Annotated in this window: 13 protein-coding genes; 3 read left to right on the forward strand and 10 right to left on the reverse strand. The window is 44.4% G+C overall.

Features of this window, described 5'->3' with window-relative positions; genetic code table 11:
- The first annotated feature begins 71 nt into the window (after positions 1–71).
- Positions 72–1,895: a DNA ligase D gene (locus tag ERJ70_RS17655; RefSeq protein ID WP_209366061.1), complete on the forward strand. Its 1,824-nt coding sequence runs from the start codon at positions 72–74 to the stop codon at positions 1,893–1,895.
- 2 nt (positions 1,896–1,897) lie between these two features.
- Here ERJ70_RS17655 and ERJ70_RS17660 read toward each other — a convergent pair whose 3' ends face one another.
- The 5 genes from ERJ70_RS17660 to ERJ70_RS17680 form a co-directional block, all read right to left on the reverse strand.
- The gene (locus tag ERJ70_RS17660; RefSeq protein ID WP_209366062.1) at positions 1,898–3,139 is read right to left on the reverse strand and encodes an aminopeptidase; all 1,242 of its coding nucleotides are present in this window, start codon (positions 3,137–3,139) and stop codon (positions 1,898–1,900) included.
- Positions 3,140–3,362: 223 nt separating this feature from the next.
- Positions 3,363–4,400, reverse strand: coding sequence for a metal ABC transporter solute-binding protein, Zn/Mn family (locus tag ERJ70_RS17665; RefSeq protein WP_245208051.1), 1,038 nt, complete (start codon positions 4,398–4,400; stop codon positions 3,363–3,365).
- A 253-nt stretch (positions 4,401–4,653) separates the two neighbouring features.
- Positions 4,654–5,103 carry an OsmC family protein gene (locus tag ERJ70_RS17670; protein WP_209366064.1) on the reverse strand — a complete coding sequence of 150 codons (450 nt, stop codon included), beginning with the start codon at positions 5,101–5,103 and terminating at the stop codon, positions 4,654–4,656.
- 592 nt (positions 5,104–5,695) lie between these two features.
- Positions 5,696–6,502, reverse strand: a complete 807-nt coding sequence (locus tag ERJ70_RS17675) for a TerC family protein (RefSeq protein ID WP_374099738.1) — start codon at positions 6,500–6,502, stop codon at positions 5,696–5,698.
- A 278-nt stretch (positions 6,503–6,780) separates the two neighbouring features.
- Positions 6,781–8,514, reverse strand: coding sequence for a phospho-sugar mutase (locus tag ERJ70_RS17680; protein WP_209366066.1), 1,734 nt, complete (start codon positions 8,512–8,514; stop codon positions 6,781–6,783).
- 365 nt (positions 8,515–8,879) lie between these two features.
- Between ERJ70_RS17680 and ERJ70_RS17685 the strand changes: the two genes are divergently transcribed.
- Complete coding sequence (locus tag ERJ70_RS17685; RefSeq protein WP_309507138.1) at positions 8,880–9,935, forward strand: AI-2E family transporter; 1,056 nt, start codon at positions 8,880–8,882, stop codon at positions 9,933–9,935.
- Positions 9,936–10,111: 176 nt separating this feature from the next.
- Here ERJ70_RS17685 and ehuA read toward each other — a convergent pair whose 3' ends face one another.
- The 5 genes from ehuA to ERJ70_RS17710 all read right to left on the reverse strand — a co-directional run bounded on the left by ehuA (position 10,112) and on the right by ERJ70_RS17710 (position 14,911).
- Positions 10,112–10,882, reverse strand: a complete 771-nt coding sequence (ehuA, locus tag ERJ70_RS17690) for an ectoine/hydroxyectoine ABC transporter ATP-binding protein EhuA (RefSeq protein WP_209366067.1) — start codon at positions 10,880–10,882, stop codon at positions 10,112–10,114.
- Complete coding sequence (gene ehuD / locus ERJ70_RS17695) at positions 10,882–11,592, reverse strand: ectoine/hydroxyectoine ABC transporter permease subunit EhuD (RefSeq protein WP_209366068.1); 711 nt, start codon at positions 11,590–11,592, stop codon at positions 10,882–10,884. Before ehuD ends, ehuA begins: the two co-directional genes overlap by 1 nt.
- Positions 11,589–12,251: an ectoine/hydroxyectoine ABC transporter permease subunit EhuC gene (ehuC, locus tag ERJ70_RS17700; protein ID WP_256439101.1), complete on the reverse strand. Its 663-nt coding sequence runs from the start codon at positions 12,249–12,251 to the stop codon at positions 11,589–11,591. The genes ehuD and ehuC overlap by 4 nt, the downstream gene beginning before the upstream one ends.
- Positions 12,252–12,331: 80 nt before the next feature.
- Entirely contained in the window at positions 12,332–13,225 is an 894-nt protein-coding gene (ehuB, locus tag ERJ70_RS17705; RefSeq protein ID WP_209366070.1) for an ectoine/hydroxyectoine ABC transporter substrate-binding protein EhuB, read from the reverse strand.
- Between the two features lie 810 nt (positions 13,226–14,035).
- On the reverse strand, positions 14,036–14,911 hold the full coding sequence (locus ERJ70_RS17710) for a GNAT family N-acetyltransferase (RefSeq protein ID WP_209366071.1): 876 nt from the start codon (positions 14,909–14,911) through the stop codon (positions 14,036–14,038).
- Between the two features lie 132 nt (positions 14,912–15,043).
- On the opposite strand from ERJ70_RS17710, the gene ERJ70_RS17715 reads away from it, so the two are divergent.
- Entirely contained in the window at positions 15,044–15,226 is a 183-nt protein-coding gene (locus ERJ70_RS17715; protein WP_209366072.1) for an SE1832 family protein, read from the forward strand.
- The last annotated feature ends 8 nt before the right edge of the window (positions 15,227–15,234 follow it).

A 15,234-nucleotide genomic window follows, 5' to 3' on the forward strand; every position in this document is an offset into this window, starting at 1 on the left:
ATGACTAACACCTATGCAAAAAGAAAAGACTATTTATGATAACGATCACTGGATAAAGGAAGATTACAACGATGAAACTGATGCAGCCAATTGCCAACGAATCAATACCAAAAGGGAAAGAATGGGTGTTTGAAACAAAATACGATGGGTTCAGAGCGGTTCTCTACTGGAAAAAGGACAGCATCAAATTGATTAGCCGTAATGGTAAGGACTTAAGCAAGAACTTTCCAGAGATTCTTGCATTTTGCCGAAAAGAGCAGCAACGGGTGGAAGAACTGCTTCCGTTAACGCTGGACGGGGAAATCGTCATCCTTAATACACCCTACCAGGCCAACTTTCCGCTGATCCAACAGCGCGGGCGCTTTAAAACAGAAACCACGATTGCAAAAGCAGCCAAAGTACGTCCAGCCCACTTCCTTTGTTTTGATTTGCTGTTACTGGAAGAGAAAGATTTATGTGCCTTAACTTACCTGGAACGCAAAGAAAAATTGGCTGATTTATTTAATCAGCTGGAAGTCAGGCGGCCGGTTGATTGGGCCAAACGGCTTGGCTACATAGAAAGTTTTGATAACTGGAAAAAACTGTGGATAAAGATCACAGAGCATCGAGGAGAAGGCATGGTCGGGAAACGGCGTGAAAGTCGTTATGTTCCCGGAAAAACTCACCGCGATTGGCTTAAAGTGAAAAATTGGCGGGTTATCAGCTGCATCATCACTGGTTACTCGCTTTCCAATGGCTATTTTGATGCAGCTGTTTATCGTGATGAAGCACTCGTTTCGATTGGAAAATTCAAGCACGGATTAGAGGGAGAACCACTGGCTATGCTGAAAAAATTGGCCGATTCTAAAGGGGAAAAGACAGGGAATGAAGTCAAGCTACCACCAGCGATTTGTGTGGATATCCATTGCCTGGATATTCAGGACGGTGAACTTCGTGAACCGGTTTTTCGTGGCTTCCGGATTGATTTACAGCCCGAGCAGTGTACCTGGCAACGGGCTAAACAAGGACTGGCTATGCTGCCTTCAAGCATTGACTTGAGCAATCAGGAAAAGCCATTTTATCCGAAAAAAAAGCTAGCGAAAGGGGACTTGGTTCATTATCTTCGGAAAATTTCCCCTTATATGCTTCCGTTTCTGAAAAACAGGGCGCTCACGGTCATTCGCTGCCCTGAAGGAGTGGATGGGGATTCCTTCTTTCAGAAGCATTTACCAGATTATGCACCGGATTTTCTGGCTGGAGACAAAAGCGGCGAAGACACCCTGCTCCACTGCAGCTCATCCGAAGCACTAGTCTGGCTTGGCAATCATGGCGCCATGGAATATCACGTCCCTTTTCAATATATGGGAGGGACTGACCCCATTGAAATCGTATTTGATTTAGATCCGCCTTCGATTAGTGAGTTCCGTCTTGCCGTCTGTGCGGCACAGTTGTTGAAAAAGATGCTTGATCAGCTGCTGCTGAAATCGTTTGTAAAGACTTCGGGAAATAAAGGAATACAAGTTTACATACCCATCCCGGAAAACAGTCTTTCCTACAACGATACAGCGACTTTTACGCAAGCATTGGCAATGCTTTTGGTCAAACAGCATGATGATTTGTTCACTACCGAGAGGCTGAAAAAGAATCGTGGTAACAAGCTTTATGTGGACTATGTTCAGCATGGCAGGGACAAAACATTGATCGCCCCCTATTCACCACGAAAAAACGATGCTGCCACGGTATCTGCACCATTGTTTTGGGAAGAAATCACCGAGCGGCTTTCCCCTGACCAGTTCACACTGGAAAACACCGTCCAGCGGGTACAAGAAAAAGGCTGCCCCTTTGCCGGATATAACCAGGCAAGAGACAGCCAAAATCTAGAACAGTTAAAACAATTTATTAGCAAAAGCAATTAAATTCAGGAAAATGATATCGCCCAGCTTCCGTTACGGAAGACCGGCTCTTTGCTACCATCCTGCGTAACCCCGTCAATGTCCAGCTGAGCAGATCCCATCATGAAGTCTTCGTGGTTAAGACTATCATTTACTCCGTGCTCGTCTAACTGCTGCTTGTCCATTTCCGGACCATGCTCTATATTTGTCGGGTATGCTTTTCCCAACGCCAAATGACATGAAGCATTTTCATCAAACAAGGTGTTGAAAAAGATGATTTTAGACTGGGAGATCGGGGATTCGTGCGGAACTAGCGCGACTTCCCCCAGTCGGCGTGAGCCTTCATCCGTATCAAGCAAGTGTTGCAGGGTTTCTTCTCCTTTTTCTGCAGAAAACGAGACAACCTTCCCTTTTTCAAAGGTCAACGAAAAGTTCTCAATTAAATTGCCGCCATAGCTCAAAGGCTTGGTGCTTTTCACCGTCCCATTCACCCCATACTTGTGCGGCATGGTGAAAACTTCCTCCGTAGGCATGTTCGGGTTGAACTCGACTCCTCCAGCAGAAACAGCCGAGCCGCCGTGCCAAATATGATTTTCTGGCAGATCGATGGTCAAATCGGTTCCATCCGCTCGATAGATAAGCTGCTTGTATTGTTTATCATTCAAGTACGCACGTGCTTTGCGCAGCGTTTCATTGTGGTCTGCCCAGGCTTTGACCGGGTCTTCCTGATCGACACGGGTGATGCTGAAGATTTTTTCCCATAACTTTTCCTGCGCTTCTTCAGAAGAGAGATCTGGAAAAACTTTTTTCGACCAGGCAGCTGTCGGATATCCGACAATCGACCAGCATACCTTATCATTCATGATATAGTCCCGGTACTCACTGAGTGCTTCACCGCCTGCCTTGTTGGCTGCTGCGATTCGCTTGCCATCGATATCCTTCAGTAAGTCGGGATTTTCTCCATAAATCGTAAGTAATGCGTAGCCATCCTTGACCATTTCTTCCAGTCCCTGCGCTTTCCATTTCGGATAATTTTCCAGGACTTCCATCGGAGCATTTTTCATTTTCAAGTAAGTAAGTGTTTCATCGTTCCATTCCAAATGGACATTTTTAGCGCCTGCCTGATAAGCTTCTTTCACTACCATTCGTGTGAATTCGGCAGCTTCCACAGGAGCATTGATAATCAGACCCTGTCCTTTTTGCAGGTTGACACCTGTTTGAACCGCCAATCTGGCATACTTTTTCAATGCCTCAGCATGATTACCCATTCATAAAACTTCCCTTCACTTTTTCTTCCATTATTCCACAAATCTCGAAGTAAAGATAGTAGACAATTGGAAAAATTCGATCGTTCTGCTTTAACTGCCAGTTCTATGACCGCCAAGCAAGCGCCACCCTCAAATAAAATTAAGAAAAGCAAGCCACTAGGGAAAATGGTTTGCTTTTCTTGTAACGATGATTAAACCGTTGGAGCGAACGAACTCCCATTAATTATTGGATGGCTGTTTTTATCGTTTCCAGGTTTTTTTCCATCAAACTAAAATAGTCTTCTTGGTTTTCAATGTCCTCTTCGGTCAGTACGGCCAAGTTATGGACACGAAGTGTTTCAGCGCCAATTTCTTTTTGGACTACCTCTGCGACTCGCGGGGTTACATTTTGCTCAAAGAGAATGTATTGCAAATCATGTTCTTCAGATTCTTCGATAATGGTTTCCAATTGTTTTTGGGATGGCTCCTGGGCGGTTGATAAACCAGATACAGCAATCTGTTCAAGACCATAAGCATCTTCCCAGTACCCAAAAGCGGCATGTGAAACAAGGATTTCCCGTTTCTCCCCATTTTCCACCGTCTGATGGAAAGATTGATCTAATTCGCGCAGTTTTTCCTCCAAATCAGCAAAGTTGTCTTCAAATGCTTGTTGATGTTCTGGCATCAAGTCCACGAGACTGTCCTTAATGTTTTCAGCCAAGTCGATTGAACGGATAGGGTCAATCCATACATGCGGATCATAATCACCATGGTCATGCTCTGCTTCTGTTACCCCAGCGTCTGCGGATTCTTCCTCATCTTCTTCGACATCTTCTCCCTCGTGCTCATGGTCATGTGCTTCTTCTCCATCATGATCATGGCCTGCTTCTCCTTCGTGATCATGATTGTGAGTAGAAGCAAGCAGGGAAACGCCATCAGTAGCTTCAACCATGGATACATCCTCCGATTCTACTGCTTCAGAAATCGTTTCCGCATAGGATTCCATTCCAGCGCCTATGTAAATAAAGGCATCCGACTCAGCAATGTCGACCAACGTGTTGGATGTTGGTTCAAATGTATGCGCATCTGCCCCCGCCGGCAGAATTGATTCTACTTCCACATAATCTCCGCCGATTTTTTCGGCAAAGTCTTGTAAAGGATATAGGGTCGTATATACTGTCAACTTATCCTTTCCTTCCTCTTCCTGTTGGACCGAAGAAGCTCCGCATCCGGCCAGCAGCAGGATGAAAAACAGCATACCGAATAATACTTTTTTATTCATCATTTTCCTCCCCTGAAAATATAGTTGAGTATTGTACCAAAAGAATTATATCGTAATGATTTCGTTTTGTAAATAGGAACGGTTTCGTTTTATAAATATATTGCTTATTCATGGAGCGAACAAAGGAGATTTTCCCCTGTCGATTTATCCTGCCGGAATAGGGCAGAGCTGCCATCCACTTTTGGTCAATAAAAAATGCCCAAGCAAAAGTTGCTTGAGCATTCATGGAAAAATCACTATCACTTTCCTCGAATCAGGAAGCAATAGACACATCCGGTTCCAACTGTAATTCGACGTTTCCCATTACCGCCCGGGAAATCATACAAGACTGCTCTGCCTTTTCGACAAGTTGTCTGACTTTGGCCAATTCCGTTTCAGAGCTTCCTTGTTTAAGGACGACGGACGGACGATGGACGATTTTCTGATAAGTAAAGACCCCGTTCGTGACATCCACGATTCCCTCTGAATTTAGATCCATACTCTCAAGCGGAAGACCAGCACGCTCAATCATCGCACCGAGTGTAATGATATAACAAGTCGCTGCAGCTCCCAACAACATTTCATCTGGATTGGTGCCCACCCCCGGTCCATCCATTTCAGGGGGAATGGATATCTTTGTTTTCAGGTTACCTGCTTCGATGCGACCAACCGTGTTCCTTCCTCCAGGCCAATCTGCCTTCAAATGAAAAGAGTGCGTTGCCATCACAAACTTCCTTTCTATTGCTGAGTCTGTCCTTATTGTAAGGCGCCTCCTGCATAAAGTGGAAATAAAATGCCTATTCGCTCCAATATAAAGAAATGGGGGAGCATAATAAATCCGATTGAAAAAAAGGGTTGATTACACTAAGGAAGAAACAGCGAAGGGCATGCGAATGAACTTAGGAAATAGGAAAGCATTCTGGCTTGATGTATGGGAACAAACACTCCTGCAAGGTACTTTGCTTTCCGTAGGCACGGCTTCAGCTAACTTGGTAAAGAAAACCGTTTTACCAAGTGGATCTTCAGCTCGTGCTCTTCCCGGTCAAGTCTGCGTACCTTGCCTCCGTTAGTTTAAGACATTATTTCACAAACTCTATATTATTTAAAATAGAATTACAATTACGCACTAGGGCATTAAAACTAACATTATTACCAATTAACATAGTGACAATAGTTATTGTCTTTATGTTGTTTGAACTGCGATTTGGTCTGCCAATCTAAAAGAAAAACCGAACGAGTTCGAATGTTTAACGTTCGAATCATCGCTCGGTTTTCGCGTTGGCCTCTATGCTTTGTGCCAATCCTTTATCTGACGCTTATGCTTGTTTTTCGGTTTCCTTGTTGCTGGATAAGAACCAGCCGGCTACAGCAATGGCAACAAGCACACCGTAGAAAATCAATTTCCAAACAGTAGAGTGCGCAAAGTCATGCGGCAGAATATGGATGGCATCATGCGCAAGCACGGTGATTAAAAGCTTGACACCTACCCAGCCGACAATGATAAAAGCGGCGATTTCCAAACCAGGACGATCATGCAGCAGTTTGACAAACAAATTTGCGGCAAACCGCATGATAATCAATCCTATCATCCCGCCAGCGAATACGACACCGAACTGAGCCCCGTCCAAGCTCCCTATATCCGGCAGATCCGTGGGAGGAAGCGCCACCGCCAATGCTACTGCAGCAAGAATCGAATCGACAGCAAAAGCCAAGTCGGCAATTTCCACTTTAAGGACCGTCGTCCAAAACCCACTTCCTTTTGCATCTGCTTCGACTTCCTCTTCTTCGTTTCCACGCTTGGAAAACTTATCATATAAATGCTTGATAGCTATGAATAATAAGTAGGCGGCACCAATTGCTTGTACTTGCCATACATCGACCAGAAACGAAATGATGAATAAGGAACCAAAACGAAGGACGAATGCACCAGCCAAACCGTAGAACAATGCTTTTTTTCGTTTATCTTCCGGTAGATGCTTGACCATGATTGCCAACACTAATGCGTTATCTGCAGCCAAAATACCTTCCAATCCTACCAAGACGATAAGTACCCAACCATATTCGATCAATAATTGAAGATCCAATGCTAAAACAACTCCTCCTGTTTTGCTTTTTTGGCCCAAATAAAAACGGCCTCCACCGTGACCCGGTAAAGACCATAAAAAGAGACCTTTACCCTGGTGGTAAAGGTCTCGCTAACAACGTCGGTTGCCAATTAAGCCGGAGATTGACTCTCGAAATGACGACTTAAATTGTACAGCTACTCCCCTTTAGATGGTTATATCATAACATCCCTATCATCAAAGTCAACTAATTTATCAAAAACTGGCCAACTTTGGCGGGAATGACCTCCAGGACACAATATTATCCTTGCCTGGAACTGTCTTCCTTATGCATTATATTATTCATGTATAACCGAGTTGATTCGTTCGTTCATTTGCTGTTTCAATTGCTCCAGAAGCCGCTCACTTTCTTGCCTGCTTGGACTGGAAACACCGAAATAGCACTTGATTTTCGGCTCTGTACCAGAAGGACGAAGGCATACCCAGCCGTCTTTAGCCAGCAGGTACTTCACGACGTTTTCCGCCGGGAGGTCGATCCGCTCTGTTTTTTCCGTTTGTACATAGCGGCGTTCCGATGTTTGATAGTCTTCCGTCGCAATGACTTCCAGACCTCCGATTTCTGTAAGAGGATTTTCCCTGATATCCTCCATAATCGCGGCGATTTGCTCGGCACCATCCTTCCCTTTCAATGTCAGGGATGACATATCCTCGAAGTAGAAACCGTGCTGCTCATACAGGCCTTCCAACGCTTCCAGCAATGTCTTGCCTTTCTGCTTCCAGTAGCTGGCCATTTCACAAGCAATCATCGTGGATTGAACCGCATCTTTATCACGGACAAAATCGCCGATCAAGTAACCATAACTTTCTTCATAACCAAACAAAAACGACTCCCCTGTCGACTCGAATTCTTTGATTTTTTCCCCAATGTATTTGAAGCCTGTCAATGTATCGATTGTTTCTACACCGTAGTGTCTGGCTACTGTCCTGCCGAGCTCCGTGGTGACAATCGTTTTGATCAGTTTGCCATTCTGTCTGTCGGACTCACTGGTATGAGATAGCAAATAATCGAGCATCAATGTGCCAAGCTGGTTACCAGTCAACACTTGGTAAGAACCGTTGCCATCTTTGACGGCAACACCTAGTCTGTCTGCATCAGGGTCGGTTCCGACAAGAATATCGGCATCCCGTTGCTTTCCTTGCTGAATGGCTAATGTGAACGCTTGATGTTCTTCCGGATTTGGTGAATCGACGGTTGAAAATTCCGGATCTGGCTTCGCTTGCTCTTCAACAACGTGGACGTGTTTAAAGCCCAGTTGCTGTAATCCATTCAGCACCATGTCATGGGCGGTGCCATGCAGGGGTGTGAACACAATTTGCAGCGAATTATCGTTAGCGTGTTTCTCCGGACTCATATGGGAGATGGTTTTCAGTTGCTCTAAGTAGGCAGCATCCACTTCCTTGCCGATCCAATTAAGCAGGCCTTGCTGCTCTATTTCCTGCTGGCTTGCGACCGGGATTTCTAGTTCATTGTCGACTTTCTGCACATTGGTGATCACTTCTGCCGCTTCTGCAGGAGGCATCTGACCGCCATCTTCATTGTATACCTTAAAGCCATTATATTCCGGTGGATTGTGGCTGGCCGTTATCATGATACCAGCTGCAGCTTGTAAATGCCGTACGGCAAAAGATAACACCGGCGTCGGACGAAGTGATTCGTACACATGTGCTTTAATGCCGTGAGCTCCTAGAACTCTGGCAGACTCGACAGCAAATTCCTGTGATTTATACCGTGAATCATAGGCAATAGCCACTCCTCGATCAGCATAGTCCTTAACATTTTCTTTCACATAGTTGGCGAGACCTTCCACCGCCTTGCGAATCGTATAAATATTCATCCGATTCGTACCTGGGCCCAGCATTCCGCGCATGCCTCCGGTACCAAATGTCAATTCTTTATAAAAAGCATCCTCTAGCTCTTTCTCTGATCCCTGCATTTCTTCGAGTTGTTTTTTTAAAGCTGGATCAAGCTCCGGAAAGGCTGACCATTTGTTGTATGTAGTTTTCCAAGACATATATATCCTCCTTCACGATAAATACCGATTACTAAAAAAAGCTTACCATAAAATATTGATTTCCTCTATTTATCCATGAAAAATACATACCCGGTTTTCAAAGGGTTTATGCATTCTTTCATCGAAAAGCACTGTAAAATAATGGATGATCCCCTCCGGTTGTGCTTAACAGTCATTCTGTTCAGGATAGAGAGAAGCCTTGAGAAAATTATTTTGTCGTTTCGATGAGCTGGACTTCAAAATAAATCTAGTAAAATTTTTTCCGTTCTCTCTTTTCTTTAACCAATTTATTATATAATAGGGAAAAACACTTTATAAGGTTGTGGTCGCACTTGTCAATCTTCCAGAAAAAATGGGTTCAGGGTTTGATTGTAGCTATCCTGATCTTCATGCTCGTCTACTTGATTTCGATTACCAAATTCATCTTTGCACCTGTAGGAGCCTACCTGCTTTCGATTGCTGTACCGATTATCGGAGCGGGACTGCTCTACTACATTACAATGCCGCTGGTACGCAGATTGGAGCAAATGCGGATCAATAGGATCCTGGCAATTATCATCGTATTCCTTCTCATCATCGGCGTCATTTACTTAACATCCAACTTTATTGCACCGATTGTGCAGGAGCAATTCACCAGACTTACTGATAACATACCGAAAATGGTTGAGAGCGGCGAAAAATTGATCGATAACTGGCGAGACAATCAGGATATGATTCCAAGTCAAATAGACACCACGATCGAAAATATCACCAACAATTTAAATGATTATGCCCAAAATTTTGTTGGATTCTTGATTGATTTTCTCGGACAGTTGTTCGGGTTCTTATTCGCCTTTGTACTGATCCCGTTCTTCCTGTTCTTTATGTTGAAAGATGGCCACAAGTTTGTGCCCTTCGTCTCCCAGTTCTTAAGCACAAATAGAGCAGAAAGCTTCAGGCGTTTAGCCGACAGTATCAACCATACACTGGCTTCTTTTATACAGGGACAGTTCATTGTCAGTGTTTGTGTCGGCTTCATGTTATATATCGGCTATTTAGTCATCCATCTGCCCTATTCGCTTACCTTGGCGTTGTTTGGGCTGATCATGAATTTTATTCCGTTCGTCGGTCCCTTTTTATCAGCCGTTCCCGCTGTACTGGTTGCCTTCTTCCAGGATCCGATGATGGCTGTGTGGGCGATACTGGTGATGGTGATAGCGCAGCAAATTGAAAGCAATTTGATTTCACCGAACGTGATGGGGAAAGTTTTGTCGCTTCATCCCTTGACGATTATTACATTGATTCTGGCTGCAGGCAGCATCGCAGGCTTTATTGGACTGTTGTTCATTATCCCTGCATACGCGGTAGTAAAAACGATCATCTCCCATTTCTATCATGAGTGGCAGAAAAAACAACCAGAGGAAGACCAAAAAATATTTTAAGTAAAAGACTTGTTCACACAAAGCTTTTTCGGACATTCCTTTTAGTTTTAAACACGATTATTAGAACAAATCGGCTTAAAACCCGTTTCGCCCGTAATTCAAGTAAGATGCTATAAAGATCGATAAAACAAAAAACGGCATGGTTCCGGTGCTTGATCGGAACCATGCCGTTTTTATCAGGAACGAAAACGACTGAGAAACGAATTCAATCGTTCGCTCTTCGAGTTTTCCAATACTTGCTCAGGCGTCCCCTGCTCAGCAATCCTGCCTTCGTCCAGGAATACGACCCGGTCGGCAATATCACGTGCAAAATCCATCTCATGCGTAACAAGCACCATTGCCATTTCGCCTTCTTTGGCGATATCACGAATGACTTCCAATACTTCACCGACCAGCTCCGGATCGAGAGCAGAGGTCACCTCGTCAAACAACATGATTTTCGGGCGCATTACCAATGCTCTTGCCATTGCGACCCGCTGTTTCTGACCACCTGAAAGCTGGCTCGGATAATCGTCGAGCTTGTCTCCCAGTCCTACCTTTTCCAACATTTCCGCGGATCGCTCCCTGGCTTCCTTTTTAGGCACCCCTTTTACATTTATCGGAGCAACCATGCAGTTTTCCAGGATGCTCATGTGCGGAAACAGATTAAAATGCTGAAATACCATGCCGATATCCCCGCGAACCTGCCGCAGATGCTTCTCATTGGCCGGGACAAGCTCCCCGTTCTTTTCCATATGCCATAAGTATTGGCCATCGACGACGATGGTGCCGGAAGTCGGCTGTTCCAAAGTCATCAGCATACGGATGATGGTGGTCTTCCCGGATCCACTCGGCCCAATTAGCGCTACTTTTTCTGCCGGAGCGATTTCCAGATCAATTCCTTTTAAAACTTCCACATCTCCAAATGATTTGTGGACATCATTATATACTGCAATTGGTTTTGCCATCACGTGACAACTCCTTTATCTATTTTGCCTGTCGGATTATTTTTGTCGAACCGGCGATTCATTCTCTGTTCAAGCTTGCGGAAAAGTACGGCTGTCGGATAACTCATCACCAGGAAGAACAACGCCACTAAGGTCAACGGCTCTAAATAAGCAAAGTTCTTCGAGCCAAAATTGTTTGCCGCATGAAGCATTCCGGCAACACCAATCGTGGAAGTCAACGGTACTTCCTTGAACATGATAATCAAATAGTTCCCGAGCATCGGGATTGTCGGCGGTATTGCCTGAGGCAAAATGATTTTCGTCCATTTATCCTTTAATGACAAGTTCAATGCAGTGGCCGCTTCCCATTGCCCTTTATCGATCGACTCAATACCTGAGCGATATATTTCAGCTATATAGGTACTAAAATGAACACCAAGACCAATGATAGCCACCGTGATCGGGTCCAATGTCAAACCGACATACGGAACCATCGGCCATGCATAATACAGAAAAAATAATTGGACCAACGGCGGTGTCGAACGGATGAATTCCATGATGAACGCAACGGCCATTTGCAATGGCCTCCAAGGAATCCGGCGTACAAAAGTCCAGACAAAACCAAACAACATGGCAAACAGATAACAGGCTATTGTAAGTCCCAGTGTAATCCACATACCCTGGAAGATAGCGGGTAACGATTCAACTACATAGTTCCAATTCCAAGTCATTCACTAGCCACTCCCTTCGATGATTGTTTTTCTGCCCAACGAGTCAGCCAAATCAACGGAAGCGCTAAAATGAAGTAAAAGATCAGAATCAGAATATACACAGTCGGCGCCAGTGACAGGTGCGTACTTCTGAATATGTCGCCATGATAAAGGATATCTGTCAATCCTACCAGGGAAACCAGAGACGTAGCCTTTAGCATCTGAATCAGATAGTTACCAAATTCAGGAAGCATCATCCGTACTGCTTGTGGTAAGATAACAAGCCGCATACGTTGAAATCTGGACATATTCAAAGCTGTAGCAGCTTCTCTCTGTCCTTTGGCAACGGAAAGAATCGAGCCGCGGACAATCTCAGACATATAGGCACCATAATTCATTGCGATAGCGATCACCGCTGCCCAAAAATCACTGGACAATTGAATATCAAAAAGTCCTGGAAGTGCATAGTAAAACCAGAATAACTGGACAATCAAGGATGTTCCCCGGAAGACCTCTACATAGAAACCGGTGAATTTCCTTATAAAAATATTATTCGACAACCTGCCGAACCCAGCGATAAAGGCGACTAAGTATGATAATATCGCCGAAGCGATCAGTACAGTTATCGTTATGTTGATCCCCTTCATTAATACGGAGAAGATTTCAGTAAGATCACTAATGCGGATTCACCCTTTCTTTACCGGGAAAAGCAGGCCCCCTGACATGAGGGGGCCTGCTTTACATTATTTTTTCTCCCCTATTATCCTTGACAAAGCTCTTCGGTCGTAATGTCTTCGGTAATGACATTACTTTCTTCAGAAAAACCGAATGGTTCAATCAAACCGGCAATTTCGCCGTTGTCTTTTAATTTTTGTAATTCTTCGTTGTAAGCTTCTCTCAAGTCATCATTATCAGGATGGAAAACTGCTGCACCATAGCTTGGCACGCCATCGATATCCGGCTGTTCAAAGCCTTCCACGAATTCCAGTGCATCTGTGTCGGCAGATTCCAGCGCCATTTTAATCGTCATTTCCGTACCAGTGGTTGCCTGGGCACGTCCAGATTCAACAGCAGAGAACGTTGCCGGAATATCCGGGGCTTCCGAAATCTGATCTTCGCTTACACCTTCCTGCTGCAGAAAGTCGATTTCCGTAGCACCTGACATAACAGAGACGGTAATGTCCTCATTGTCCGCTATGTCCTTATAACTGGTAATATTGTGAGGGTTGCCTTTTTCGACGATGAGGCCTTCCCCATATTTAATTTCCGGTTCTCCAAAGTCGGCATTTTCACATCGTTCAGGCGTGATAGCCATACCGGCAGTCGCTACATCGAACTTACCTGCCTGCAAGCCTGGAATCAACTGGCTGAAATCAGCAAGCTGTCCTTCTACTTCATCTATACCAAGATTTTTAAATACTTCTTTAGCGATGGCTACGGCTTCCCCTTTTAATTCTCCATCTTCCTCATAAGCGTAAGGCTTTTCATTGGCAAAACCGATGGTTACTTTACCTGCATCCTGAAGTTCGGCCAGCTTGCCGCCGTCTCCTTCATTACCACTGGCATCTCCGTCACTGCTGTCGTCAGAGCCACATGCTGCCAATGCAAAAATCAACACTAAACCTAGTACTAGACCCGATAAGTATTTTTTCATTAACTAATTAAACCTCCCTGAATTTCTTAAGTAAAAAAAGCATTTGCTGTGCACTTGAGCAGACGCTTATTAGTAAGTAAAAATTCTTGTTATCCGTATGGATTTCACCTTCAGCTGAATATCACGTGAGCAGAATCACCTCCACTGCGGATAAAAGAAATGAAGCACAATTTCGGAGAAATGCTTGGAGTGCCTATAGGCATATATATAACTTTATACCTAATATTTACATTCTTCAATCTATGAATATTCTGATTAAATCGAGTCATACACCATATAACCAGCTTATTCTTTTATATCTCTAAGATGTTTATATTTGCTTGGATAAGATAGTAAATGCTTTAAAATTCTAACTACACAGAAAATTGCATCCGATTGCAACACTAACCAAATCAGGCTTCAGATCAAGGCTTACCATTTTTCTAGGACTCTGGGCATATCAATCGAAAAAGGGACTTCCTATACCCATTCCACGCACAGAAAAAACAAGAAACGCCTCAGGATGCCGCTTAAATCAGAACTGGATGGGCGTCCTTTCTCCTATCCACCGGAGAGCGAGTGAAGATTTTTTGCCATATAGAATGCCACTTTTTGACCTTCATGCTATCTGCATTTGGTTTTTCGTTCACAAACCAGAACTAAAGCTTTTCGGTGAACAGTAGAAAGGACCCGCCCCATAAGCCGTTTTAAAACTTTTGGGCGGATCCTTTTAGGTGGGCGATTTGCTCCTGCTTCTGAAACCTCTATTCTATTGATCCTCTTTTTGCCCGCGCACATCAATTCCTACCTATGTTAACAACCTGTTTGGAATCAACACGACAGCGTGGACTTTTTAACGAAGCTATACATGATAGACTCGCCGACAACTTGGTAGCCGATCTTTTGATATATTCCATTGGAAGTTGGGTTCGCCTCATCCGTGTACAAACTGCAAAACAGATTTCCGTCATCGAGCAGTTTCTGGGAGAGGGCGGCAACAAGTGCCGTGGCATACCCATTCCGCTTATAAGCACCCGGTGTATAAACCGCATTGATGGTGACGCCGTTTTTCGTCTTTCTTGATTGATTAGCCATCGATACGGGGCGGCCATCCACCACCCATAGATAGACGGATCGAGATGCAATGAAATCCTTGGCCATTTCACCTGCCCGCACCTCGTCCATTGCTACTTTTGCTTCTTTCCCAAAGCCGACCAGCCAGGCTTTGATCAACGCCTCCTCCTTTTCATCTGCAAGGGTAAGACTGCCGCCTTCTGTTTCTAACGGATTCACCTCATCAAGCCGGTAAATAAGCTGTTTCATTTCCACTTCTGCTTTTTTTCCAGTTAGTTGCTCCCATTTGGCTCCAAAAGGCCGAACTGCTTCAACAGGGCCCACCACACCAGGAAAGTGAATGCCCTGGTGGTAAAGGTGTCGGGCAATAAGACTAAATATTTCCGGACGGCTCGTGTCGATATCGGGAAGAATCAGATTGTGCGGCGGTGTTTGAAGAAAAACATATACCGGTTTTCCTGCTTCTTTGACCAGCCCCAAATATGGCTGGGCTGAACCTTGTGCTGCACTTCCTTTTTCCATCATCCTGTTCAGAATCCCCAATCCAAGATTGTTGCAGGCTTCTTTTGCTACCAATAAGGATGCTGCCTGTTCAAAAAAATCACGAACATCTTCTGTCTGCAAGACTTCCATCCCTGTTCCCCCTCTCACTCTTTTTAGTAGTTTAACCTATCCCCGAGGTACTTTCTACTATTTATTTACAAAGCCTGCTGGTTGACGAAGACTACTTGCTGGCATACAGTTTTATTAAAGGGAGTGGTATACATGACAAAAAAAGAAATCGAAAACCGGATCAGTGAATTAAAATCTGATTATATGCGGATTCAAGCCGACTTGGAGAAACTTGACTCTGTCGGAGGAAATACTGCCAATGCGGAAAGACAACTGGCTGATATGGAACAAGAACTAGCCAGTCTGAACAAGCAACTGGATGAATTAGAAGCGTAAAAGGTTGA

Source organism: Sediminibacillus dalangtanensis (genome assembly GCF_017792025.1).
Lineage (GTDB): Bacteria > Bacillota > Bacilli > Bacillales > Amphibacillaceae > Sediminibacillus > Sediminibacillus dalangtanensis.

What these genes read in the sequence shown, in the direction of transcription:
- ERJ70_RS17655 (WP_209366061.1), top strand. Translation starts at nt 72, where the DNA reads ATGAAACTGATGCAGCCAATTGCCAACGAATCAATACCAAAAGGGAAA.
- ERJ70_RS17660 (WP_209366062.1), bottom strand. Translation starts at nt 3,139, where the DNA reads ATGGGTAATCATGCTGAGGCATTGAAAAAGTATGCCAGATTGGCGGTT.
- ERJ70_RS17665 (WP_245208051.1), bottom strand. Translation starts at nt 4,400, where the DNA reads ATGAATAAAAAAGTATTATTCGGTATGCTGTTTTTCATCCTGCTGCTG.
- ERJ70_RS17670 (WP_209366064.1), bottom strand. Translation starts at nt 5,103, where the DNA reads ATGGCAACGCACTCTTTTCATTTGAAGGCAGATTGGCCTGGAGGAAGG.
- ERJ70_RS17680 (WP_209366066.1), bottom strand. Translation starts at nt 8,514, where the DNA reads ATGTCTTGGAAAACTACATACAACAAATGGTCAGCCTTTCCGGAGCTT.
- ehuA (WP_209366067.1), bottom strand. Translation starts at nt 10,882, where the DNA reads ATGGCAAAACCAATTGCAGTATATAATGATGTCCACAAATCATTTGGA.
- ehuD (WP_209366068.1), bottom strand. Translation starts at nt 11,592, where the DNA reads ATGACTTGGAATTGGAACTATGTAGTTGAATCGTTACCCGCTATCTTC.
- ehuB (WP_209366070.1), bottom strand. Translation starts at nt 13,225, where the DNA reads ATGAAAAAATACTTATCGGGTCTAGTACTAGGTTTAGTGTTGATTTTT.
- ERJ70_RS17710 (WP_209366071.1), bottom strand. Translation starts at nt 14,911, where the DNA reads ATGGAAGTCTTGCAGACAGAAGATGTTCGTGATTTTTTTGAACAGGCA.
- ERJ70_RS17715 (WP_209366072.1), top strand. Translation starts at nt 15,044, where the DNA reads ATGACAAAAAAAGAAATCGAAAACCGGATCAGTGAATTAAAATCTGAT.